The organism is Paenibacillus sabinae T27, assembly GCF_000612505.1.
Taxonomy (GTDB): Bacteria; Bacillota; Bacilli; order Paenibacillales; family Paenibacillaceae; genus Paenibacillus_AQ; species Paenibacillus_AQ sabinae.
Map to the genome: position 1 here is coordinate 4,057,791 of NZ_CP004078.1, position 22,297 is coordinate 4,080,087.

General features: G+C 54.1%; 23 protein-coding genes. 6 read left to right on the forward strand and 17 right to left on the reverse strand.

Annotation, left to right across the window (positions count from 1 at the left end):
- Window positions 1-107 precede the first annotated feature (107 nt).
- Entirely contained in the window at window positions 108-773 is a 666-nt protein-coding gene (locus tag PSAB_RS18660; RefSeq protein ID WP_025336104.1) for a LexA family protein, read from the forward strand.
- Window positions 774-795: 22 nt separating this feature from the next.
- Window positions 796-1,077, forward strand: a complete 282-nt coding sequence (locus PSAB_RS18665; RefSeq protein WP_025336105.1) for a hypothetical protein — start codon at window positions 796-798, stop codon at window positions 1,075-1,077.
- Window positions 1,078-1,245: 168 nt separating this feature from the next.
- On the opposite strand, the gene PSAB_RS18670 is transcribed toward PSAB_RS18665, so the two are convergent.
- Window positions 1,246-1,602: a hypothetical protein gene (locus PSAB_RS18670; protein ID WP_025336106.1), complete on the reverse strand. Its 357-nt coding sequence runs from the start codon at window positions 1,600-1,602 to the stop codon at window positions 1,246-1,248.
- A 151-nt stretch (window positions 1,603-1,753) separates the two neighbouring features.
- Here PSAB_RS18670 and asnB point away from each other — a divergent pair, with 151 nt between their 5' ends.
- Together asnB and PSAB_RS18680 are read left to right on the forward strand one after the other, a co-directional pair.
- The gene (gene asnB / locus PSAB_RS18675) at window positions 1,754-3,598 is read left to right on the forward strand and encodes an asparagine synthase (glutamine-hydrolyzing) (RefSeq protein ID WP_025336107.1); all 1,845 of its coding nucleotides are present in this window, start codon (window positions 1,754-1,756) and stop codon (window positions 3,596-3,598) included.
- A gap of 90 nt (window positions 3,599-3,688) precedes the next feature.
- Window positions 3,689-4,513 (forward strand): type II CAAX endopeptidase family protein, encoded by an 825-nt coding sequence (locus PSAB_RS18680; RefSeq protein ID WP_025336108.1) that lies wholly within the window; start codon window positions 3,689-3,691, stop codon window positions 4,511-4,513.
- Window positions 4,514-4,593: 80 nt separating this feature from the next.
- Here PSAB_RS18680 and PSAB_RS18685 read toward each other — a convergent pair whose 3' ends face one another.
- The 7 genes from PSAB_RS18685 to PSAB_RS18715 all read right to left on the reverse strand — a co-directional run bounded on the left by PSAB_RS18685 (window position 4,594) and on the right by PSAB_RS18715 (window position 10,711).
- Window positions 4,594-5,430, reverse strand: a complete 837-nt coding sequence (locus tag PSAB_RS18685; RefSeq protein ID WP_025336109.1) for an aldo/keto reductase — start codon at window positions 5,428-5,430, stop codon at window positions 4,594-4,596.
- 346 nt (window positions 5,431-5,776) lie between these two features.
- Window positions 5,777-6,262 (reverse strand): cupin domain-containing protein, encoded by a 486-nt coding sequence (locus PSAB_RS18690; protein ID WP_038596094.1) that lies wholly within the window; start codon window positions 6,260-6,262, stop codon window positions 5,777-5,779.
- Between the two features lie 102 nt (window positions 6,263-6,364).
- Window positions 6,365-7,297 (reverse strand): SPFH domain-containing protein, encoded by a 933-nt coding sequence (locus tag PSAB_RS18695; protein WP_025336111.1) that lies wholly within the window; start codon window positions 7,295-7,297, stop codon window positions 6,365-6,367.
- A gap of 4 nt (window positions 7,298-7,301) precedes the next feature.
- Window positions 7,302-7,730 (reverse strand): NfeD family protein, encoded by a 429-nt coding sequence (locus tag PSAB_RS18700; RefSeq protein WP_025336112.1) that lies wholly within the window; start codon window positions 7,728-7,730, stop codon window positions 7,302-7,304.
- A 247-nt stretch (window positions 7,731-7,977) separates the two neighbouring features.
- Window positions 7,978-8,625: an XTP/dITP diphosphatase gene (locus PSAB_RS18705; protein WP_025336113.1), complete on the reverse strand. Its 648-nt coding sequence runs from the start codon at window positions 8,623-8,625 to the stop codon at window positions 7,978-7,980.
- 1 nt (window position 8,626) lies between these two features.
- Window positions 8,627-9,385 (reverse strand): ribonuclease PH, encoded by a 759-nt coding sequence (rph, locus tag PSAB_RS18710; protein ID WP_025336114.1) that lies wholly within the window; start codon window positions 9,383-9,385, stop codon window positions 8,627-8,629.
- A gap of 132 nt (window positions 9,386-9,517) precedes the next feature.
- Window positions 9,518-10,711 carry a GerMN domain-containing protein gene (locus tag PSAB_RS18715; RefSeq protein WP_025336115.1) on the reverse strand — a complete coding sequence of 398 codons (1,194 nt, stop codon included), beginning with the start codon at window positions 10,709-10,711 and terminating at the stop codon, window positions 9,518-9,520.
- A gap of 278 nt (window positions 10,712-10,989) precedes the next feature.
- Here PSAB_RS18715 and PSAB_RS18720 point away from each other — a divergent pair, with 278 nt between their 5' ends.
- On the forward strand, window positions 10,990-11,589 hold the full coding sequence (locus PSAB_RS18720) for a phosphatidylglycerophosphatase A family protein (RefSeq protein ID WP_025336116.1): 600 nt from the start codon (window positions 10,990-10,992) through the stop codon (window positions 11,587-11,589).
- A 78-nt stretch (window positions 11,590-11,667) separates the two neighbouring features.
- Here the strand turns inward: PSAB_RS18720 and PSAB_RS18725 are convergent, their stop codons facing one another.
- The 3 genes from PSAB_RS18725 to PSAB_RS18735 all read right to left on the reverse strand — a co-directional run bounded on the left by PSAB_RS18725 (window position 11,668) and on the right by PSAB_RS18735 (window position 15,368).
- Window positions 11,668-12,687 (reverse strand): MBL fold metallo-hydrolase, encoded by a 1,020-nt coding sequence (locus PSAB_RS18725; RefSeq protein ID WP_025336117.1) that lies wholly within the window; start codon window positions 12,685-12,687, stop codon window positions 11,668-11,670.
- Window positions 12,688-13,422 (reverse strand): class I SAM-dependent methyltransferase, encoded by a 735-nt coding sequence (locus tag PSAB_RS18730; protein WP_025336118.1) that lies wholly within the window; start codon window positions 13,420-13,422, stop codon window positions 12,688-12,690.
- Between the two features lie 230 nt (window positions 13,423-13,652).
- Window positions 13,653-15,368 (reverse strand): glycoside hydrolase family 13 protein, encoded by a 1,716-nt coding sequence (locus tag PSAB_RS18735; protein ID WP_025336119.1) that lies wholly within the window; start codon window positions 15,366-15,368, stop codon window positions 13,653-13,655.
- 198 nt (window positions 15,369-15,566) lie between these two features.
- Here PSAB_RS18735 and PSAB_RS24685 point away from each other — a divergent pair, with 198 nt between their 5' ends.
- Window positions 15,567-16,403 carry a class I SAM-dependent methyltransferase gene (locus PSAB_RS24685; RefSeq protein ID WP_025336120.1) on the forward strand — a complete coding sequence of 279 codons (837 nt, stop codon included), beginning with the start codon at window positions 15,567-15,569 and terminating at the stop codon, window positions 16,401-16,403.
- A gap of 174 nt (window positions 16,404-16,577) precedes the next feature.
- Here the strand turns inward: PSAB_RS24685 and PSAB_RS18745 are convergent, their stop codons facing one another.
- From PSAB_RS18745 to nifE, 6 genes are all read right to left on the reverse strand, one after another.
- Window positions 16,578-17,723: a homocitrate synthase/isopropylmalate synthase family protein gene (locus tag PSAB_RS18745; protein WP_025336121.1), complete on the reverse strand. Its 1,146-nt coding sequence runs from the start codon at window positions 17,721-17,723 to the stop codon at window positions 16,578-16,580.
- Entirely contained in the window at window positions 17,720-18,475 is a 756-nt protein-coding gene (locus PSAB_RS18750; protein WP_025336122.1) for a HesA/MoeB/ThiF family protein, read from the reverse strand. Before PSAB_RS18750 ends, PSAB_RS18745 begins: the two co-directional genes overlap by 4 nt.
- 80 nt (window positions 18,476-18,555) lie before the next feature.
- On the reverse strand, window positions 18,556-18,990 hold the full coding sequence (locus PSAB_RS18755; RefSeq protein WP_025336123.1) for a NifX-associated nitrogen fixation protein: 435 nt from the start codon (window positions 18,988-18,990) through the stop codon (window positions 18,556-18,558).
- Window positions 18,991-19,099: 109 nt separating this feature from the next.
- Entirely contained in the window at window positions 19,100-19,501 is a 402-nt protein-coding gene (gene nifX / locus PSAB_RS18760; protein WP_051529792.1) for a nitrogen fixation protein NifX, read from the reverse strand.
- Window positions 19,476-20,804, reverse strand: coding sequence for a nitrogenase iron-molybdenum cofactor biosynthesis protein NifN (gene nifN, locus PSAB_RS18765; protein WP_025336125.1), 1,329 nt, complete (start codon window positions 20,802-20,804; stop codon window positions 19,476-19,478). Before nifN ends, nifX begins: the two co-directional genes overlap by 26 nt.
- Window positions 20,794-22,155, reverse strand: coding sequence for a nitrogenase iron-molybdenum cofactor biosynthesis protein NifE (gene nifE, locus PSAB_RS18770; RefSeq protein ID WP_025336126.1), 1,362 nt, complete (start codon window positions 22,153-22,155; stop codon window positions 20,794-20,796). Before nifE ends, nifN begins: the two co-directional genes overlap by 11 nt.
- Between the last annotated feature and the right edge of the window lie 142 nt (window positions 22,156-22,297).

Consider the following 22,297-nt stretch of genomic DNA (forward strand, 5'->3'; position numbering starts at 1 on the left):
AGATAGATGAAAATGAACGACACAACAACAGATATATATTGAATGTGTGTCTTTTTATGTTATAATTAAATCAACAGCTTATCCGTACTTTTCAAAAAATCAAAGGCGTGAGAACAATAAACCATACACAAGAGAATTCCGGGTTCTATGAAATTGTCGGCGGGAATATCCGCAAATACCGAAATATTGGACAGTTCAGCCTGCAGGCACTTGGCGATGCACTCGGTTTGACGAAAAAGACGGTTCAACGGTATGAAACGGGAGAAATCAAAGTGGATATGGACAGGCTGACCGAGATCGCTTCGGCGCTGAACATTGAACTGGCCGCACTGCTGGAAGGAACGGAATCCATGCTGGGCGCAGAGCCGCGGGAATCCGAACTGGTTAGCCTGCCTGTTGCGGGAAAAATTTCTTTTAACAACGACGATATCCAGTACCGCGAAATAAAAGGCTATGAAGCCACACCCAAGGCTTGGGTGAAGGAAGGCGAATATTTTTATGTTCAGGCTAAAGACGACAGCATGGCCGCAGCCGGCATTTCCCCAGGCGATTTGCTGCTGATTCACAGACAGGACAAGGTGGCAGACGGCGAAATTGCCCTTGTGCTGGTGAACGGCGAACCGGCGCTTCGGCGGGTGTACAATCAGGGCGATCACTTTATTCTTTTATCCGATAACATCAAGCTTTCCCCCATTATACGCGAAGCCGGCGCGAGTTACGGAACCGAAATCAAAATTATCGGAAAAATCCTGAAGTCCATAACGGATTATTAACATTTCGAGGAGGCGACCAGCCGTGAGCGATGCCATGTTCGAACTGATTTTAAATAAACTGAAGGAGATTAAAACTGAACAGCAAGAAATAAAAGCACAGCAGCAGGAAATGCGAGAGGAACAGCAACAATTGAGAGTAGAACAGCAACAAATGAGAGCCGAGCAGCAGGAAATGCGCGCAGAGCACCAGACCAATTATGGCGAGCTCAAACAGGCCCTCTTCGAGACACTCGAAACGGTAAACGCATTGAGACGGCGCAGCAATCCTTCGCACAGACGACGAACAAGCACATCGATAATCTAGAATCCGGTTTGGAGCTGCTTAACCGCCGCCAGTTCAAGCTGGAGATCGAAATGGAAATGCTAAAGAGCCGCTGATCCAAGCCTATACTTCGGCAGCAAATAAAAAGGGAGCGCTCATTAGCCCTGCCGGACATGTAACACTCCCTTATTCATGTTTAATGAGGTTAGTCTATGAATACTCGCGAAATCGCTCTTCCAGTTGTTTTTTCAATTTCCCGAAAATCAGCAGCTCCCGTTGAAACTTGTCCCGTTCATCCTCGGGGCTCATGACCGGACTACCTGTAAATGCACTGGAGGTCACATCGACAAAGGCGTCATGCATATTATTGTCATACCAATCGGTAGACGTGTCGGCGTCATTGGTCAAAATGCGGACAATTTCGTACCCCTCCTCCCGCTTGTCTTCCACAATGTACACCAAGAGCGCTGAGTCACCCACGGCTCCCGGCAGGACCCCCACTTCGGCGCAGGGCGCCCCGTCATATTCAAGCATTCTGCGTATTTTGGCATCCTTAATGTAATACATCCGTCATCCTTCCTCTCAAGCCAATTTTCTCCCTCCCTAGTGTTCGGATAAGGACATACATTTTATGCCTTCCTTCGGCATATATCTGTGTTAATTGGCAAAAAGATAGGGACACCACACTTAGGCGGCCCACAAGAGAGGATGAACCGTGATGTGCGGAATAACCGGATTTATCCAGTGGCGCGGAGATCTGACCCAACATTCCCAGCTGCTGGTCAAAATGACTGAAACAATGGCGAACCGCGGTCCCGACGCATCGGGTACTTGGATTTCGGGCCCTATCGCATTCGGTCACCGCAGACTCAGCGTTATCGATCCCGAGAACGGCGCACAGCCCATGATCGCCCGCCATGAAGATCAAGTTTATGCCCTTGTCTACAACGGAGAGTTATATAACGCCGCCGAATTAAAAAATGAGCTGAAGCTCCGCGGGCATGAGTTCCGCACCCAATGCGACACCGAGGTGCTGCTGCATGCCTACATCGAGTGGGGGCCGGAATGCGCCGGGAAGCTGAACGGCATTTTCGCCTTTGCCGTCTGGGACGGTCTGCGTGAGCAGGTATTTTTCGCACGCGACCGGCTGGGCGTGAAACCGCTGTTCTTCAGCAAGGCCGACGATACCCTTATCTTCGGGTCGGAGCCGAAGGCGCTGCTTCAGCATCCCAAAGTCCGCCCGGTTGTTGGACCGGAAGGGCTTGCGGAGATTTTCATTGTTGGCCCGGCCCGGACGCCGGGGCATGGCGTGTACAAGGATATATCGGAGCTGCGTCCCGGTCATGCCATGATTTACAGCCGCGAGGGCCTGCGAAGCTATGCCTATTGGACGCTGGAAAGCTCCCCCCATACGGATAGCCCGGAAGAGACAGCCGCTAAGGTGCGAGAACTGCTGAAAGATACGCTGGAGCGGCAGCTGGTATCCGACGTGCCCGTCTGCTCCCTGTTATCCGGCGGTCTGGATTCGAGCGCGTTGTCTGCGCTTGCCGTCGACTATTATAAGCGGACCGGCCAAGGACAGATGGACACCTATTCCGTCGACTATGTCGACAACGACAAATATTTCAAGAGCCATTCCTTCCAGCCGGGAGCCGACGGTCCCTGGATTAAACGGATGGTCGATGAACTGGGAACAAGGCATCATTATATCCAGTTCGACACGGATGAGCTGGTAGAGGCGCTCGACAATGCGCTGTTCACCCGCGACCTGCCGGGCATGACGGATGTCGATTCGTCGCTGTATTTGTTCTGCCGGGAAATTAAAAAAGGCGCCACGGTGGCGATCTCCGGCGAAGCGGCCGATGAAATATTCGGCGGGTATCCCTGGTTTCACCGCGAAGAAATGCTGTCCTCGGGAACTTTCCCTTGGGCGGTCGCTCCCAAGATGCGGGCAGGTCTCCTCTCACCCGAGATCCGGGAATGGATTCGTCCGCTCGAATATTTGGGTGACCGATACAGCGACGCGGTAGCCGAGACGCCAAAGCTTGAGGGTGAAACCGGCAAGCAGGCGCAGATGCGGGTCATGTCCTACCTCAATATCACCCGGTTTATGCCGACTTTGCTGGATCGCAAGGACCGGATGAGCATGGGTGTAGGTCTTGAAGTGCGCGTCCCTTATTGCGACCACCGGCTCGTACAGTACGTCTGGAATATTCCCTGGGAAATTAAAACTGTAGGAGGGAGAGAAAAAGGAATCCTGCGCAAAGCGCTTGAAGGCATTCTGCCGGATGATGTGCTGTACCGCAAAAAAAGTCCGTACCCCAAAACGCATAATCCCGGCTATCTGAATGCCGTACGACAGAAAGCGCTGAGTATTCTGGATGACCCCTCTTCACCGATTCTGCCATTGATCAATTCCGCCAAAATCCGCGAAATTGCGGCATCGCCGGAGTCCTCCAGCAACCTGCCCTGGTTCGGCCAGTTAATGTCCGGTCCGCAGCTGTTCGCCTATCTGGCCCAGGTCGATCTCTGGCTGCGTATTTACAATATTTCCATCGAGTAATAAAAAGGTGATATTTGCCGTATACCTCCTTACGGCTTTGCTCCCATATTGGAGATATAAAATATCTTCGTTATGAAGGAGTCGGTATTCATGAATTCCCGCTTGTCCACCGGCAGGAAGACGAACAGAAACAGAATCAGCCTGTTTCTGTTCGTCACCTTCGGCTTTACCTGGGCCTGCTGGCTCCCGCTGCTTGCGAACCGGCAATTCGCGGCCCATCTCCCCGTCCTGCCCGGTCAGTTCTACCTGGGATCGTTCGGTCCGCTAGCCGGAGCAGCAGCCGCACAGCTGCTGCCCGGCGGCAATGGATTCTCCACCTGGATCAAGACGCTGTTTTCCTTCTCCTTCCCCCGAAAATGGCTGCTGATCGCAGCCGGGCTTCCGCTGGCTTACGGGGGGATCGCCGTTTTGGCCCACCGCCTCATTACCGGAAGCTTTCCGGATATGTCCCGGTTCGGACTTACATCCGATCTCCCCGCTGGTCTCAACGTCTGGGAAACGGCGCTCGTCTGGATACTGACCTTCGGCATCGGCGAGGAGAGCGGCTGGCGCGGCTTTCTTTTGCCTGAGCTGCACCGCCGCCGCTCCTTATTCGCTTCCGCTCTGATCGTGGCGGTCGTCTGGATGCTCTGGCATCTGCCGGCATTCTGGTTTAATGAAAGCTACCTCGGCATGGGCTTTGGCATCATCGGCTGGGCAATCAGCCTGACCTACGGTTCCGCCGTCCTCGCCTGGATTTGCGCGGGTAGCCGGTGGAGCATTATTCCGGTCATTCTCTGGCACGCCATCTTCGATACGATTACAGCGAGTGATCAGGCCGGTCAGGTTATGGCCATGGTCTGCAGCATGCTGGTCATCGTCCAAGGGATACTCCTGATGAGAAGGCTGGGGCGAACTCCCAGACTCCGTGCATAATTCCATTAATAAAACAAAGGATGCCTCCGGCTGCCGTGGATGAGCGGCTGGAGACATCCTTTTTTCAACCTAATTGCATGTTAGAAATTGAAGTTATCCGGGTCGGGGCCGTAGCGGTGGTTCTTGTTCAATCCCTCGATGGCCAGGACATCTTCATCGCTGAGCGTAAAGTCAAAAATACCAGCATTCTCACGGATGCGATCGGCATTAATGGATTTAGGAATCGTAATGACACCCTGCTGGATATCCCAACGGAGAACGATTTGGGCAGGCGTCTTTCCGTATTTTTGCGCGAGATCCTGCAGCAGCGGAATATCCAGGTTGCCCTGCAGCAGCGGGCTCCACGCTTCGAGCTGAATATTCTGATCCTGGCAGTATTTGAGCAGCTCACGCTGGCTCAGCAGCGGATGGAATTCCACTTGATTCACCACGGGGACGACACCGGTGTCTTCGATAATGCTGTTCAAATGATGAGTCTGGAAGTTGCTGACGCCAATCGATTTGACATAGCCCTCTTTTTGCAAATGAATGAGTGCTTTCCAGGTCTCGCGGAACTTATCCTTAACCGGCCAGTGGATCAGATACAAGTCAATGACATCCAGACCGAGCTTCTTACGGCTGGACTCGTAGGCCTGCAAGGTCTGCTCATAACCCTGTTCACTATTGAACACCTTCGTGGTGATGAACAGTTCCTCGCGGGGCACTCCAGATTCTTGGATAGCTTGCCCTACGCCCTCTTCATTCTTGTAAGCCGAGGCCGTATCGATGCTGCGGTAACCAATTTCGATCGCCGATTTGACCGCGTGGATAACCTCATCGCCGTCTTTGGTCTTCCATACTCCAAGTCCCAGCCACGGCATCGTTACGCCGTCTCTCAGCGTAGGTCCTCCCGTAAACGGTCCATTCAACTGACTCATCGCTTCTCCCTCCAAATTCGTGTTTAGTTTGCGTTCTACAAAAATGTTTAACCGTGTATGCTGTCATTCTAAGCAGGATTTCCAAAATCAAGTATATCAGATCGCGTGCCGAAAGTTCAAAATTCCGCTTGGCTTACCCCGAATTCCATTGAACCGAGCCATGTATCGACTTAGCAAGAAGAAACGCTTCGCCGTCCTTTCAGGGGCGGTACCGTTTCTCGTAGAAATATCAGGTTAGGGATAAACGCGAAGCTAATACTTTCTAATATTAAAAAAAGCGGAGCCTGCGCTCCGCCTCTTACTAAAAGTATTCTACTCTTCCGGCTGCTTCGTAGGGAAGAATGCGTTATTCCTCCGACTTGCCGATCAGCCGGAAATCATCATAATGGAAGCCCGGAGCCACTACACAGGAGACAAGCACCGGCTCGTTGCCCAGCGGTCTTGCGGCCTGCCACGCGCCTGCCGGTACGACCGCCTGCGGCTGCTGGCCTGCGGCAATATCGAGGCCCAGTATAATTTCCTCCACCTCGCCAGGCTGCTCTCCGCTGCCGCCGAGGCTTAACACAAGCGGACTGCCCGCATGCCACAGCCAGTGCTCATCCGACAGGACAGCGTGCCACTGGGATTCCTCGCCCGGGTGCAGCAGGAAATAAATAGTGGAAGCCGCAGGGCGTGGGCCGGAGTAGTCTTTTCCTAGAAGATCCTGGGGAATTTGTACGGAAGATTTCCAAATTTCCTTAAACCAGCCGCCTTCGACATGGCGCTCCAGGCCAAGCAGCTCCACAAATGGCGAAAGTTCTTTTTGCGTCACGATGTCTTCTCTCCTTATCATTTCTTCTTGGGGTGTGTCCCTACTTTAGCCGAAATGACCACGATTGTAAAATCAATCCTGAAGATCATGCCAGGAGAGTGCCGGAAAAGTCCGATACCGCGCTTATTTGTCCTTGCCCGCCTTAAACACTTCGGCAATGGCGCCCACACTTCCAAGCGTCCCGACGACGTCGCTAGGCAGGAATACCTTGTTGGCCGGCCCCTTGGCGATTTCGCCCAGGGCTTCGAAAGAGCGATAAGCCAGCACCTGCTCATCCAGCCCGGCGGTTCGGATCAGCTCAATCCGCAGCTTCTCTGCCTCTGCGATCGCCTGAATGGCCTTGGCCTGGCCGAGCGCCTCCAGCTCCTGCGCCTGCCGCAGACCCTCCGCTTGATGAATCCGCGCTTCCCGGTCTCCTTCCGCCTTCAGGATTTTGCTCTGCTTGTCGCCTTCCGCGCGCAGGATCATATCCTGCTTGGCCGCTTCCGCCTCCAGCACGATGGCCCGCTTGTTCCGTTCCGCCTTCATTTGTTTATCCATGGCTTCCTGGATGTCGGCCGGCGGCTTGATATCGATTACCTCGACCCGCTCAATCCGCACGCCCCATTTCTCCGTTGCTTCATCAAGAGCGAGGCGGATTTCGGTCGAGATTTTTTCCCGTCCGGACAGCGTCTCGTCAAGCTCCAGCTTGCCAATAATTTGCCGCATCGTCGCCGTGCTGATGTTCCGTACACCATAGACATAATCCGAAATGCCGTAAGTCGCTTCTTCCGGGCCCACGACCTGGTAGAAAATAATCGTGTCGATCTGCACCTGTACATTGTCCTTGGTAATCACCGTCTGCGGAGGCACATTCGCCTGCTGAATCCGCAGGTCGTGATAGACGCGCACCTGATCGATGATCGGAATCAGAATATTGAGACCGGGCGTCAGCAGCCGGTGGAATTTCCCCAGCCGTTCCACAACGCCGACCCGCTGCTGCGGGACGATTTTGACCGTCAGCGCGATAAATGCAATTACAACAATCAATACAACTCCGGTAACCGCCAATTCCATGCTCTCATTCCTCCCAGCGTTCTACTTCAATAATAGCGCTACCTCTGCCAATAACTCTGACCTTCTCATCCGCAGCCAAATTCTGCGCCGACTTCGCGCTCCAGGTGTCGCCCCCGACTTTGACCTGTCCGTAGCGGCCCTGCTCAATAGGCTGAACGACGATCCCCTGCCTGCCGACAATATCGGTACCGATGTCCTTAAATCCCCGTGAGGCTCGGAACCGCGACACCACGGGTTTCGAGAACAGGGTTAGTCCCAGCGCGACCAAAGAGCCGGCCAGCACCTGCACCAGCACAGCGTCCGGCGCGGCAAGCGACACCAAGCCCGCGGCGGCGGCCCCGATGCAGAGCCACAGCAGGTAAAAAGTGAGCGTCAGCATTTCAGCGACCAGCAGTATGCCGGCGGCAATGAACCAGATCATCCAAATAACCAAAGCTGTCACCTTCTTTATTCGCTTTATACTAACAATAACGAAAAAAATTGTACTGCGTTGCATCATTTGGCATATCCATGAACTGCCGCTACTTCATTGTACTTCTCCGGGAGCGGCGTTATGATGACGACAGAATTTCTTCACCAATATGGCTTGAATGACCGACCATTTTCGAAGCAAAAAAAGCCTCTAGCCTGAATTTCGCATACGCGATCATTCAGACTAGAGGCTTTGCAATGCTGTATGCTTATTGTCCTTCGCTGCCAAGCGGTCGCCCGGCCAATCTCTCTGTGAGAAGCCGAAGCGCCTTTCCCCTATGACTGATCGACTGTTTCTCGTCCAGCGTAAGCTCGGCCATAGTCTTCTCAAAATCCGGAAGATAGAACAAGGGATCATAACCGAAGCCTCCCCCTCCGGCCGGCTCGGAAGTAATCCAGCCCTCCACCGCTCCTTCGGCTGTAAGCTCCGCAGCTGTGGAGGGATCGTACAAGGACAGGGCGCAGACGAACCTCGCCGTGCTCAGCAGCGGCTGTCCGGTATCCTCACCCTGCTTCAGTCTCTCCAGCTCGTCAAGCAGCTTGAGATTATTGTCCTTGTCCGTGGCTCCTTCGCCCGCATAGCGGGCGGAGTATACGCCGGGACGACCGTCAAGCGCATCCACGCAGAGGCCGGAATCGTCGGCCAGCACAGGAAGACCTAGTGCTTCGGCGATTTGCCTGGATTTCTTCAGCGCATTCTCCGCAAAGGTCGTTCCATCCTCCACCACGTCCGGAAGCTCAGGATAATCGAACATGCTCTTGACCGTTAAGCCGAACGGCGCAAAAGCATGCTGAAATTCACGCACCTTTCCGGCATTTTTCGTTGCGACAACGAGAATACCGTCTCCGGAGATCATGCTAAACCTCCTTGCCGGGCTGGCCGGCGGGAATTTTGAGCGCAATCGGTCCGAGCGCTTCCTTCTGGGCGGTAATCAGTTCGAGAATCCCTTTTTCACCCAGACCCAGCAGATGATCCAGCTCTCTCCGCGAGAAGGGGCGTTCTTCCCCGGTTCCCTGCAGTTCAACAAATTCGCCGCTTCCGGTCATGACAACGTTCATATCGACCTTCGCCTTGGAATCCTCTTCATAATTCAGATCGAGCAGCGGGCGGTCCCCCACAATGCCGACGCTAATCGCCGCCAGATAATCGGTGATGGGAAACACGCTGAGACGGTGCTGCAGCGCAATTTTGTTCACGGCAAACGCCAGCGCGACAAAAGAGCCCGTAATCGACGCGGTACGCGTTCCCCCGTCCGCCTGGATAACGTCACAGTCGAGCGTGATGCTCCTTTCGCCCAGAGCCTGCAAATTCACCACCGAGCGAAGTGCCCGTCCGATCAGACGCTGGATCTCCATCGTGCGTCCGCTCAGCTTTCCTCGGGCGGCTTCGCGCTGGTTGCGCGACTGGGTCGCCCGGGGAAGCATGGAATATTCCGCCGTCACCCAGCCTTTCCCCTGGCCTTTCAGAAAGGGAGGGACTTTTTCCTCCACGGTCGCCGTGCAAATCACCTTGGTGTCTCCCATTTCAATGAGTACGGAGCCTTCGGCATATTTATTGGTTTGGGTCGTTATCTTGAGCGGCCGGAGCCCATCGTCGTTTCGCCCGTTTGATCTCATTTGGTCTGCCTCCTACATTTGTATAGCATAAGCTTCGTTTAAGCATCCTTTATTCTACCAAAGTGCAGGCGCAAAAGCATCTTTTCGCCTTGGCGGCTTATATTTGAACAAACCCGGGTCCGGCCTTCCTTGTTACAGCGGAAGCTCATTCACATACTGCGGAGCCGATACCGGCTTGCCGTAATCGACATTGTCTGTGCCGGTTACCGTCTGTTTGCCGTTCATGCGGACCTGTACCATGGAGTCCTCCGAATTCTGGGCAACCGTAAGCACCACAGACTCCAGCAGCTCGGCGGGCACCTGACTGCCGTCATCGAACATATCATCGTTCAGCGACACAGTCACTACGCCGTTCTGCCCTTTCTCCACGGAATCCAGCAACGTATCGGGGGTCATTACGGTCTCAAGACCATCAGCGGAATCCGGACCTTTGATCAGTTCGTTCACTGCCGCATGAAGCGGGTCCTGTCCCGGCGTCACGAACCGGGTAACGGGTACGTAATACTGCACTCCGCTAGGCGAAGAAGCCGAGAAGTAGACCGTGACGGCGCTGGAATTCATCTGAGCAGGTCCATGCGACGACAGATTGATGCCCAGACTGCGGGTCAGCGGACGATCGAGCGGCGTTCCCTTGAGCGGCATCTCGTTCAGCTTCTTGCCGTCAACCCACAGCTGCACTCCCTTGATTCCATCCTGCCCGGTCAGCGTCCAGGTAAGGGCCTCCAGAACCTTCCGCTCGTCTTCGGGAGCGTATGTGCCGAAATTGCCACCGAACTCGGCTACGGCCAAATGCTTGGAGTCCACGGTTACGCTTTTAACCTCTGTGCCTTGAGGAAGGACGCCATGAAAGCCTTCAGGTAGGTTCGCGGCGTAGGCTCCCTGGTCAACCAGCGCTTCGAGCGATTGCTTCAACGCTCCGCCTTTGTCTGCTGCCGGAAGGTTCAAAGCGACTGGAGCAAGCAGCCCGTTATCATTCTGTAAAAATACGGTCGTGCGCGGCGCATGAGAATCGCCGTCTCCTTTGGAAGATGCCGCTGCGCCGCCGTTTACGGCGTTATTCGCCGCAGCCCCTGCTGAATCGGCGGTTCCCGCGCCCGAATCGCTGCCGGCAGCGCCGCTATCCGCGCCGTCATCCGCCACAGGCGCGAAGACCCCGCTATCCAGCGTGTTTTCACTCGTCTGCAGCATTTGCGCCTCCACATCGCTTGGCGGCGGGTCAATGGCAGCCGATTTTTCCGAGCCGAACAACCCGCAGCCGGACAGCGCCAGCGGGAACGCCAGCAGGCAGGCGGCGGAAAGGCCGGCAATTTTTTTCTTGTTTATCATTTTGTTTTCCCCTTTCATCGGTAATCAATACGGTTTGTACTGCTATGTATACGAGCCCCCCGGACAAAAAATAACAACGGCTTATCCAAAAATAGCGCACGCCGTATTTTCCGGTACCTGTTCTGCTCTTTTCCCCCTGGGGCAACCTCTTTGTCGCATAAGCACCCTTTTCTGGACAAATACTTCCTGTACAAGTACAATTTTGACTACGGCACAGCATGGCAAGCCATGCCGCCAAGACAACGTCCAATGACGACGACATAACGGGGTGACTGAACATGGCCGACGAAAAAATTCCATACAGTCTGAACAGCAAAGCCGTCTCGCAGGCAACGAGAGCCTGGCTTCACACACGCGGGGTAAAGATCGAGGAAATTGCCGAGCTTGTCTTGCTGCTTCAGCAAAAATATTATCCCTCTCTGACCTTGGAAGAGTGCATTCACAACGTCGAGATGGTGCTCACCAAGCGGGAAGTGCAGAACGCTGTTCTGACCGGCATCCAGATGGATCTGCTGGCAGAAGAGGGCAAGCTGTTACCGCCGCTGCAGGATATGATTGAGCATGACGAAAGTCTTTACGGCGTAGATGAAATATTGGCCTTTTCCATTGTGAATGTATACGGGAGCATTGGCTTTACCAATTACGGCTATATCGACAAGCTGAAGCCGGGTGTCCTGGAGCGGCTAAACGATAAGGGAACAGGGAAAGTGAATACCTTTCTTGACGATATTGTGGGAGCCATTGCAGCCGCGGCAAGCAGCCGGATCGCCCACCGGAAGCAGGCCGAACGGGAGAGGGACCTGGGGCTTCCGCATGAGCCGGAGGACAGCGAGGAGACGTCAAGACGCTTGCACGCGGAGAAGCTGAAGACGAAATAAGGCACGAATCCGAATGAAAAAGCGGGACTGGCAAGAGTCATTCTTGCCAGGTCCCGCTTGTTTGTCTCACGCATGCGATCAACAGCCATCTATTCTAAAAAAACGAATCTCCCCGTTCTTTTCCTCCAAGAAGGCGCGCCCTCTGCGTTCAAGTTCAACGAGGTGAGCCAGCGCCTCGCTCATGGCAAAACGCAGCTGATGAATCCCTGTTATCCGTCCGCGAAACAGCTCTCCGCATACCTCGTACCCGCTCCGCGGACCATCCGCAAGCAGCGACTCGGCCGCATCCAGCCGCTCCTCGTGATGAAGCAGCAGCCGGTCAATCCGGTCCGCAAAATACCCGAACGGCTCCCGGTGCCCCGGAAACGCCGTCCTTGCGGGCAGCTCCCTCAGCCTGGACAGCCCGTCCATGAACGTCCGCAGCGGCTCGGGGTCGCTGCCCGGAAGCAGGCTGACGTTCGGGGAAATCTGCGGCAGCACGGCATCCCCGCAGAGGAGCTGCCCGCTGCCCGGGTGGAAAAAGGACAAATGCCCGGCCGCATGACCTCCGGTCTCCACCGGCAGCCACTCCCGGCCGCCCATGGCAAAAGACCGCGCCGACTCCACATGGGACACCTCCGGCTGCGGCGAAATCGCAGGCCATATTCCGGCCTGGTGCTCCTTCAGCTCCGCCGTCTGCTGCGGCGGCATGCCGTGCCGGGCAAAAAACGCTGGCAGCGCCGACTCCATCACGGACGCCGGCCCCCACATCAGCTCCGCCTCGGCGTGCGCCCGCTTCGACATCCAGACCCGGCAGCCGCTGTGCTCCTGCAGCCACCCCGCGAGCCCGTAATGGTCCGGATGGTGATGGGTGACAACGATTTGCTTCACAGCCTTCCATGACGCTCCAAGCTCCCGAAGAACCTCTTCCCAGACCTTCTCCGATTCCCGGCTTCGGGGTCCTGGATCGACAACGGTCAGGCCGCCGTCTTCATCCCTGAGCACATAGCCGTTCATCTGAAGCAGCGGCGGCGCCATTGGCACAAGCACCTGGATCACGCCGTTCTCCCAAAGCCTGTGCCGTACGCCATCCTCCCTCCTGCTATTCCCGCTGCTCATTTATGGACGCGTCCCTACGAAGATCATGCGCGGCGACGTATCCGCCTCATATTGATCCTCCTCGTAGCTGCCGTGCACCGCTTCAATCGTTAGATCGGCAGCCGCGAGCAATTCGCGGAACTTCTCCAGCTTATACAGCTTCACCCGCTCATGGTATTGACGCGGCGTTCCATCGATCTTGGACGTCAGGATGATGTCCTTCTTCACATAGCCGTCCTCGATCCGCCGCTTCTCGTCAATCAGATTGTCGCCGTCTTCCCGAGTGGAGTGCGGCACGAGATGCGTGGTAACATAAGCCGGATTCAGGAAATCGATAATGAACTTGCCGCCTGGCTTCAGCATACGACGGATTTCGCGCAGCACCTTCAGATGCTCTTCATCCTCCTCAAAATATCCAAAAGAGGTGAACAGGTTGACCACCGCGTCGAAGCCTCCTTCAAGCGGCAGCTCCCGCATATCGGAACGGACCCAGGTTACCTGCTCCGCGCCTTCCTGGGCGCGCGCTTCGCGCAGCAGCGCTTCCGACAGGTCGATGCCGGTGACCTTATAGCCCGCTTCAGCAAGCGCCAGCGAATGTCGGCCCATGCCGCAGCACAAGTCGAGCACTTTGGCGCCCGCCGGCAGCCCGAGCCAGCCGATCATCCGCTCGACCTCCCGCCGCGCGCCTCCGAAATCCCGGTGTTTATATACGATCAGATAGTCCTCGCCAAAGCTTTGTTCATACCATTCACTCATGCCCGGTCTCCTCCCGAAAGTTCCCTTTTCATCTCGCCAATCTATGTATCTAACAAATGTACCGCTTATTTTACCCCCTTTTGCTTGCAAACTCAAAGCAGCAGGTCACTCACACTCCATGAAAAATGCTGATCCGCCCCTGTACAGATCTATTTTCAGCCAACCGGCCACCAAAAAAAAGCAGGTCCGCCGCGCTGCCGCCGCTTGAACCTGCCCCGCTAATCGATTGTTTAATTCTGCGCTCCCTCAGCCCCTAACGGAATGGTCTTGATGTAGACCCGCGCCTCGTAAGGACGAAGTGGAAGCTTGCGGAGATCCTCGCCCTTGGCAGAAGGATAATTGGAGATCAGCAGCTCCATCCCATCCGGCGACAGATCCTGAGGCATTTCAAAGACCGGACTCCGGTCAAAAAAATTAAGAACAATCAGCAGCTGCCGTTCCTCTAACGTCCGCGTAAATGCATAAATTTCGGGATGCAGCGGCAGCAGCAGCCGGTATTCGCCATAGACGATCACCTTGTGCTGTTTTCTGAGCGCAATCAGCTTTTTGTAATAATGGTATATCGAATCCGGGTCCTTAACCGCTTTGGCGGCATTGATCTCCACATAATTCGAGTTCAGCTTGATCCAGGGCACCCCGGTTGTAAATCCGGCTCCTTCGCTGCCGTCCCACTGCATTGGCGTTCGGGCGTTATCCCGGCTCTTTTTGTGGATGGCCTTCATGATTTCCTCGTCGGATACCCCGCTGTTGCGGCGCTCCTCATAGTAGTTGAGCGTTTCGACGTCCCGGTAATCGTCAATCGACTGAAACGCAGCATTGGTCATGCCGATCTCTTCGCCCTGGTACATGTATGGCGTCCCTTCCAGCATATGCAGAAACGTAGCCAGCATTTTGGCCGAGCAGTCCCGATAACGGACATCGTCTCCAAACCGCGATACCGCCCGAGGCTGATCGTGATTGCATAAATAGTTGGCATTCCAGCCCCGGTTGTGGAGAGTCGTCTGCCAGCCGCTCATGATTTTTTTCAGGGCCAGCAGATTCCACGGAACGACATCCCATTTTCCGCTGCCCGCAGAAGCCGCATCCAGGAACATATGCTCAAACTGGAACGTCATGTTCAGCTCCCGGCGTCCGTCGCCCACATACACCAGCGCTTGCTCCGGCCCGAGACCGGAAGTCTCGCCGACCGTCATAATATCGTAATAATAGAGGACCTTGTCATACAGGTTCTGCAGCAGGGTGTGGACATGCTCAAGGTTGGAGAACAGTTCATAGGCTCTCACCGTCGTGCTGCCTTGCGGATTCAGGGCGTCGGGCAACCCTTCGGCCTTGACAATATGCGCGATAGCATCGAAACGGAAACCGTCCACCCCTTTTTTCAGCCACCAGGCTACCATTTCGTGAAGCTTATCAATGACGGCCGGATTTTCCCAATTGAGATCAGGCTGGAATCTGGAATACAAATGCAGATAATACTCGTCCGTCCGCTCGTCGTATTCCCACACCGAACCGCTGAAATATGACTCCCAGTTGTTCGGTGGTCCGCCGTTTTTGCCTTTTCTCCATATATAAAAATCGCGTTTTGGATTATCCTTCGACTGCCGGGATTCAACGAACCAGGGATGCTGATGAGAAGTGTGATTGAGCACGAGGTCCATCATCAGCTTCATGCCCCGCGAATGAATTTCCCGAAGCATCAGGTCGAAATCCGCCATCGTTCCGAACTCTGGGCTGATGTCGCAGTAATCGCTGATGTCATAGCCGTTGTCATGGCCGGGAGACTTGTAGATGGGGCACACCCAGATCACGTCCACTCCGAGATCCTTCAGGTAGTCCAGCTTTGAAATGATTCCCCGCAGGTCTCCCCTTCCATCGCCGTTCGAATCCATGAAGCTTACAGGATAAATCTGGTACACGACGCTTTCCTTCCACCATTTCGGGTTCATGCCCCCTGCCTCCTTGTGCGAACTGTACCCCATTGCGAAGTACATTTAATATATCTTAACCCTTCGCACGAAAGACTAATAACCATTCTTCAAACGAGGATATGCTTCAGCGGAAGCTCGGCCAAAAATAAAGGAAAATAGTGGACAGCATCTAAATATAATAACAGTATCGTTATTGGATTGTTGGGAGGGTTGTTTATGGACAATGAAGTCAGAGATTTCTACGACAGCTATGGTGCAAGAGAATGGAATAGATTAGAAGAAAACGCATACAGCAGAATTAACTATTTTCTTCATATGCACTTTGTGGAAAAGTATCTGCAACAAGGGATGAAGGTGCTCGATGCCGGCTGTGGCGCGGGCCGCTACAGCATTGAATTTGCAAAAAGAGGCTGCCATGTTACTTTATTTGATGTTTCCAACGTGCAGCTTGCACTGGCAGAGGAAAAAACAAATGAAGCGAATGTAAAGGATAACATAGACGGTTTTATTCAAGGCGATATTCGAGATCTGTCCTCATTTAAAGATGGGCAATTTGATATGGTAGTGTGCTATGGCGCTCCTCTATCCTACGTGCTTGACAATAGAGCCAAGGCGATACTTGAGTTTAACAGGGTACTGAACAAGAAGGGTCTGCTGTTTGTCAGCGTCAATAACAAATGGGGAATTCTAAAAATGCTTCTAGGCCATAAATATCCCGATTTCTTTAACAATCCCGAATACTGGTTCATCGATCAAGTAATGAAGACAGGTGACTTGCCCAGACATGAGAAGGTCAGCCAGCCTCCAAGGCATTTCTTTGAAGCGGCAGAACTTAATCATTTGCTTGAGGAGAATGGATTTGGTGACATTGTTTTAGGAGGAAGTCCCTGCTTTAGCTCGGGGAATGCCGGGTCCGTTCAGGAATTAAGCTTGGATGAGAAAGCACTGGATACGATTCTTCAAATCGAGATCGAAATGTACACAAAGCCTACTATGGTTGACTGCGGAGAATTTTTGCTTGCCAGAGCTATAAAAAAACAGGCGGAAGAATGAACGAATAGGGATAACCATCCGCCAGACACTTTCGCCCAACAAAAAGGAGCTGATTCACGGGAACAAACCAATGTCCCGTGAATCAGCTCCTATTATCATCCGCTACTATGCTTCGCATGTTCGCTTCCGTCCACTCCTATTTGGCAGATAACAATCTTGTTATCACCAGGGTTCTTACACCGCGTTTGGAGCCTGCTTCCGCTCTTCCATCAGCCATTTCACTAACAGGGCTTCTGGCACATTGCCCTTGCTCGCCTCGGCATAATCCCGGACACGCACCAGCAATCTGGCCGCCGTCTCGGGGTCGGCTTCAAGTCCCTGTTTCCCTAGCACATGCGCTACGCCGCCCGTCCCGGAATGCTTGCCGAGCACAAAGTTATGCTCACGGCCGACTTCCGACGGATTGAAGGTCTGATAAGTTTCCCTGTCCTTCATCAGTCCGTCCACATGAATGCCCGATTCATGCGTGAAAGCCATCTTGCCGACGATCGGCTTGGAATCTCCGACGACGCGTCCCGAAGCCGCGATAACCATATCTGCCGCAAGCTTAAGCAGCTCGGCCCGAATGGCGGTGTGGCCTCCGTACAGGTACCGCCAGGCCAGCGCCACTTCCTCCATCGGCGCATTTCCGGTGCGCTCCCCGATTCCTGCGATCGTCGTACTCGCCCACGTCGCGCCGGCGGAAATGCCGCTCAACGTGTTCGCGACAGCCAGTCCGAAATCGTTATGGCAGTGCACCTCCAACTCCACATCCGGCGGTACGGCTCCAAGCAATGTGCTTACCCGCTCAGCCATCTGTCCGGGATGATGTGCGGAGACGGTATCCGCATAACGGAACCACCTGACGCCGCACTCCTTGTATACACAGTTGACCAATTCCACCAGAAAATCCATACTCGCACGGGAAGAGTCTTCCATACCAACCGATACGGTCATCCCCCGCCCTATCGCATATTCCGCCGCGCGCAGCAGCTTGGTTAAGCCTTCGGCGGGCGTTAGTCCTAGCTTGCCGTGAAGCTGTATTTCAGAAGCGGGAATGGAAATATGGCACCAGTTCACTCCCGTCTCCCAAGCCTTGTCAACGTCGTTTTTGAGCGCACGATTCCAGGTCATCAGCTTCATGGGAAGTCCAAGCGCGGCAATAGCCGCGATGTCCTCCTGCTCCCGAACGCCCATAGCCGGAATACCGATCTCCGCCTGCTCTACACCGCACTCCGACAGCAATCTTGCGATTTCCAGCTTTTCCGCCCTCGTGAATGAAACCCCAGCCGCCTGTTCACCGTCCCTTAGCGTCGTGTCACATAGCTTGAGACTTTTCACGGTTTACCTCCTTCTCCGCAGCAAGCGCAATTCGGATTACGGGTAAGTCGGACACTGTATGTGGTAAAATCAAGTGAGTTGAAGCGATGCATAATTCCGGTATAGGCCGTTCCTACCCTTGTAATCCATTTTACGGCTTCCAGCGCAGCCAGGCAACCCGCAATACCTGAGGTTGCGCCCAAAACTGGAAATCCCAAAGGTTCCCACTGAGGCTGTCTGTCGGGGTACAAGCACTCCATACATGGTGTTTCTCCGGGAATCATCGTTGTGAGCGATATTTCAAAGCCGTACATCGCCGCCTCGATCATCGGCTTGCCGGCGTCCACACAGAGCCGGTTCAATTCATATCGCTCGGGAAAATCATAGCGGGCGTCAATGACAATATCTGCGCTCTCGATCCATGGTTTGGCTTTGTCGTATTCAATTCTGGAATTATATCCTTCAATTTCCACCTCGGGATTAAGCCGCCGCAGATGCTCCACGGCGGTGCTCATCCGCTCCATTCCCAGGTGATCATTGTCCATCAGAATCTGCCGGTTCAAGTCCGGCAGGACAATCTTGCCTTCATGAGCGAGTATCAGTTTGCCGACTCCGGCGGCTGCCAAATAAATCGCAGCCGTTCCGCCAAGGCCGCCGATACCCGCGATCATTACCGTAGCTTCTTTTAGTGCCTTCTGTCCGCTCTCTCCAAGCAGTTTCAACTGCCGTGCATATCGCTGCTGCTCCGTCAATCCGGCCAATGCTTGCTCCATTGTCTTCTCCCCCTGTTATCGCTCATGGCTTAATTATTTCAATATAGTATAGAATCGGAGGAGTTTTCTGACAGTGAAGTTTATCCCTCCAGACTGAGCAGTCCGTGCACAGAGGTCAATTCTTTATATTTCTCCAAAAAGGCGAGCCCCTCTTCTACGCAAGCTACCCCGTAGGCCACCGTCTTGTCCAGAGAAGTGAACGGAAACGGAAAGCCTGCGCGGAGACTCTTCATTACAAGAATAACGCGGCCGCTATAGAGCAGCCCGCGGCCGAAGCCCTCGACGTTGATTTCCGCAGAGCTTTGAATCATCAAGCCGCAGTTCTCTTCCATCACGCCGGCAATGGCCTGGAACAATAGCGGCACTTGGCGGCGAACATCATCGGATGCCGTGCAGTTGAAATCCGATTTCGCTTTATCCTCCGCCGATACCAGGAACAGCTTCGCAATCTTCTCCTCGGGAGTCAGGGCTGCATGCCGGCCGAAATGATCGCTCGCGCTGAGCAGGTCGTTCAAGCGGCGGACAAGATGCGCAGCCTTTTCAGGATCGGGGGCCGGCTAGGGGCGGCGTTTCGGCAATGCCGGCTGTCTGTTAGCCGGCTGTTCATTCGCGGGTGCGATTTCGTTAGCCGTTGGATCCATGAACCCCAGCTCCTTCCTCTTCTTCCGCGCGAAGCACCTTGGCCAGCCACATCGGCGGCTTGCCTTGCAGCATGTCCACAAGCCGTTTGACCTGATCATCAATCGGGCTGCCGAATTGCACTTTGACCGGCATGATTTTGCGGCGGGTCACCTTAGCTGCCGCCGACGCGCCTATCTGCATCAGAAAGATCAGCGTGCAATCGGCAATTGCGTCGATCCGGCTGTCGATCTTGCCGAACTCATCCTGGGTTGAAATATCGGGTATTCTGCGGAGCTCCACTAGCTCACTGCTGCTCTTCGTAATGTTATAAATGGCAAACATCGAACATTGCCCGAAGTGGGCATTTACACGAACTCCGTCATCTGTGGCGAACGCGACTTTCACGATGCTCCGCCTCCCTTCTCATAAGTAGATTGCCTGCTTTATTGGTCCATTCCATTGCCCCGCGATAGCCAACGGAGACATTCATATACGATCCAAGCTCATCCCAAATCGGGAAGCCTGCAGGTAGGAACGCTGCTCCGATACGTTCTGCTCCAGCAATTCCGTGTGAACTGCTGATCCACAGATCGGCTCCGCTTCCCAGGACTTCGGCGTCATCCAGATCTCCGACCCACACTTCACGTTCCATTTCGGCGACTGCCGGAGTTTCGCAGGAAGCAACGAGCGCTTTTTGTTCAACTCCCAGTTCTTCAAGCCACTCCGATACGGAGCGCAGATGATCCGGCTCAAGCGCAGCCAGCGCGGACACGCCCGCGAACTGAAAGTGCGCGTCAAGCATACAGTCGAGCAGATTCTCCCGCTGCCAGCAGTACCGGATGGGAACAGGAACTCCACTGATCTGATGGAGAAAATTGAGCAGCTCGTCGGATGCCTTCAGTCCCATCGTTCCCTGGAACACTTTGTAAGGCGTTCCCAGAGCATTATGCAATCTTCTGGCCGGACGCTCCATGCTGGCGCCAAAGGCGATAGTAAGCCCGGACTGCAGGCTCTGAAGCATGGAGTCCAGCGGGACTCCGCCTCTGGTCAGCGGCGAGAATCCGGTCAGCAGATGCCCGGACAGCGAAGTCGAAATATCCGGAAGCGCGATAACCTCGAAGCCGAAGGAAGATACGATTTCCTTAAGCTCCATTACATCACCGGGCGTAAGATACGAACCGGGAAGCAGCGTAATCTGGCGGGAATTCACATTCCGTTGTCCCCGAAGACCCGCCTGCTGAATCAGTTCATCAACCATAGCCTCAACAGTTACACTGAATCCGGATTCCAGCGATCCGCGAAAGTCAGGCAGCGTTACGGAGAAGGCAAGGCCGCCGCGCATATTACGCTCTCTCTTATAAGACTTCAGCATGCTCTGGTAATCCACCCCGGCCACATCGGTCAGTTCCGTTCCGATAATTCCGATGATGTCCGGGCGATGCTTGGACAGTACCGCATTCAGAGCCTCTTCCAAATTCCGGTTTGCGTCAAAAATAACGTCCATTTCCTGAAGCGCTGAGGTTTGCACCGCAATCGGTTCGCGAAAATGACGGGTCAAAAGCGCTTTGGGAAAGGCGCTGCAGCCCTGTGAGCCGTGGACAATGGGCATCGCCCGGTAGCAGCCCTGCATAGCCAGAACGCCGCCCAAAGACTGGCCGATTTTGAGGGGATTGACCGATACCGGTTTGCTTCTTCTCTTAACGGTCATAGCTGCCCTCCTTATCCCAAGGAGCCGGCGAAGAAGCAAGCTTCCAGATCGGATTAACCATGGAATCTACCAGTTCCTTGGCAAGACGAAGCAGACCCTCGTAACCCGCATAAGCTTTATGCCGCTCTTGATTGATGTCCACAAACGGAATTTGCTCTTTCATTGCAACATACATATTCCGGCCGCCGGCAATCATAATATCCGCCTTGCGCTCTCTAACCGTCTTAATAATCCGGCTTGCTCCGCCTTCCGGAATGTACTCTGTATCATCACCGACCCGGTCGGCAATCCTTTGTACATCCTCATCCGAGCTCTTGTTTGTTCCGACGCCTACGACCTGAATGCCCAGTTCCTTCAGCGCTGAAATGACCGACCAGCTTTTTACTCCCCCTGTATACAGCACCGCTTTTTTGCCTTTGAGAATTTTGCGGTATGGACGCAGATCATGAGCCAGCCGGTTCTCTTCACGTTCAGTCAACCGGTCAACCCGGCGTTCCATTTCCCTGTCGTTCAACAGGAAAGCCATTTGACGCAAGGAATAGGTGGTTTCTTTCGCGCCATAGAACGATCCTTCAAAATAAGGTATGCCGTACTTGGATTCCATCTGTTTCGCCAGTCCGAGCAATGCGCGGCTGCAGACGACCATATTGGCTTTCGCCCGGTGCGCCCAAGTAATCTCTTTATATCTGGCATCGCCCGTAATGCGAGATAAAAGCGTAATTCCCGCCTGGTTCATCAGCTTCTCAATGTCCCACATCTCGCCGGCGATGTTATACTCACCAATCAGGTTCACACCAAGCGGAGTCTCCTGCTCCGGTTCTCCGGTACCGATAACGTATTGGAGCAGCGCATCGCCCGCGAGCCGGTTGCCGAGATTCTTGCTTCCGACAAAGCCGGGGCTGTTGACAGGCACTATCGGGATGCCCAGACGATCCGACGCCTCTTTACAGACGGCGTCCATATCTTCGCCGATTAGTGCCGTAACACAAGTTGAATATACAAAGATAGCCGGAGGCGTAAAACGCCCGGCAATATAGTCGATGCTGTCTCTTAGCTTTTTTTCGCCGCCAAAGATGATGTCATTATTACCTAAATCCGTCGCAAAACCGTACTGGGAGAGGGAAGGGCCACTCGAAAGGCTTCCCCGGCTTTCCCAACTATTGCCGGCACAAGCGACCGGTCCATGCACCAGATGCGCTGCATCCATAATAGGAAGCAATGTAATTTGCGCTCCGTCGAAGGAGCATCCTCCGGCTGCCTCGCCCGGTTTTGGCCGTGGACAAGGTTTGGATTTGGGAGCCATGCTCCCGCAGGCCTGATCGTCTAACTCTTCCTTTCGAATAGGCTCCATTGGATCATCATCTCCTTCGCTAAGACTTAGTGCTTCAATTCTCACAACCTTACGGCAAAAATAACTGAAATTAACACTCGGAAGAACGAAACGTTGGACCCCAATCCTTATACATTTCGCCGTTGTTAAAAAATCATTCATG